Here is a 1,502-nt window from a genome sequence, read left to right on the forward strand (position 1 = left end):
ACCACAGAGTTCCGCACCGACTACGTCGGCCACAAGGGCTGAAACGGGTGCTAAGCTGTTGTCCGGCCGGCATCGAGGTTGGTCGGATCCCTAGTGCAGAGGAGCCTGACACAGAGTTTGAACCCTGGGCGCCTGGAGTACCACGATTTGAGCCAAGGGCCGTGTTGAGCACGGCCTGGAGCCTGCCTTTCAGACTTCTAGCCTGAGACGCCCAACGCCGGCAGCACCATAGGAGGAGGCCACGATGGAAGTCATTCATCGGCGCTGTGCCGGCCTGGACGTGCACAAGAAGACGGTGGTTGCCTGCGTGCGGTGTGTGCAGGATGGCGAGGTCCGCCGCGAGGTGCGGACGTTTGGAACGACGACGTCGGAGTTGCTGGCGCTGTCGGCGTGGTTGGCCGAGAACGGGGTGACGCACATCGCGATGGAGGCGACGGGCGTTTACTGGAAGCCCGTGTGGCACATCCTGAGCGATGGTGAGTTTGACCTGGTGTTGGCCAACGCCGCGCATATCAAGAACGTGCCCGGTCGCAAGACCGACGTGAATGATGCGACGTGGATCGCCGAGTTGCTGGCGCATGGCCTGATCCGGGCCAGCTTTGTGCCGGGCGAGGAGATCCAGGAGCTTCGGGTGCTGATGCGGACGCGTAAACAGCTGGTGCGGGAGCAGACCAGCCATACGCAGCGGCTGCAGAAGACGCTGGAGGATGCCAACATCAAGCTCGACTCGGAGATCACCGACATTCTCGGCGTCAGCGGCCGCCGGATGGTCGAGGCGCTGATCGCGGGCGAGACCGATGCGGCCAAGCTGGCGGCGTTGGCCCATCGCCGGATCAAAGCGTCGCAGGAGGAACTGCAGGCGGTCCTGCAGGGCCGGGTGACCGAGAACCATCGCTTTCTGTTGCACCTGCACCTGCGGCAGATCGACGGGCTGGCGGCACTGATCGAAGAGATCGATGGCCAGGTCGCGGTTCACCTGGAGCCCTTTCGCGACGCCATCGGACAGGTGAGCACGGTGCCCGGCGTGCGTGACATCGCGGCACCGGCGATCCTGGCGGAGATCGGCGTCGATATGAGCCTCTTCCCGTCGGCCGGACATCTGCTGGCCTGGGCTGGCCTGTGTCCCTCCAACAACCAGAGTGCCGACAGGCGCCGCCGGTCGCGGCTCAGAAAAGGCTCGCGGTGGCTCAAAGGCATCTTGATCCAAAGCGCCTGGGCTGCCGTGCGCACCAAGGGAACCTACTACCGATCCCAGTACTACCGCCTCGCCGCCCGGATGGAGGCGAAGAAGGCGATCTGCGCCGTCGCGGCTGCAATGCTCACCGCCATCTACCACATGCTCAAGGACGGCACCGTCCACCAGGATCTCGGCGCCGACCACTTCACTCGCCGCTCCAAGCAGAGTCGCACCAACCGCCTCGTCAAACAGCTCGCAAGCCTCGGATATCATGTCGAAATCACACCCATGGCTACGACCGCGTGAGTTCTGTTTCCTTTCAGGC

The 1,502-nt window shown here is 64.0% G+C and carries 1 protein-coding gene; it reads left to right on the forward strand.

Features of this window, described 5'->3' with window-relative positions:
* Positions 1–244 precede the first annotated feature (244 nt).
* The gene (locus FHP25_RS40435) at positions 245–1,483 is read left to right on the forward strand and encodes an IS110 family RNA-guided transposase (RefSeq protein WP_147852681.1); all 1,239 of its coding nucleotides are present in this window, start codon (positions 245–247) and stop codon (positions 1,481–1,483) included.
* The last annotated feature ends 19 nt before the right edge of the window (positions 1,484–1,502 follow it).

The sequence above is a fragment of the Vineibacter terrae genome, assembly GCF_008039615.1.
Classification (GTDB): domain Bacteria; phylum Pseudomonadota; class Alphaproteobacteria; order Reyranellales; family Reyranellaceae; genus Vineibacter; species Vineibacter terrae.

What these genes read in the sequence shown, in the direction of transcription:
- FHP25_RS40435 (WP_147852681.1), top strand. Translation starts at nt 245, where the DNA reads ATGGAAGTCATTCATCGGCGCTGTGCCGGCCTGGACGTGCACAAGAAG.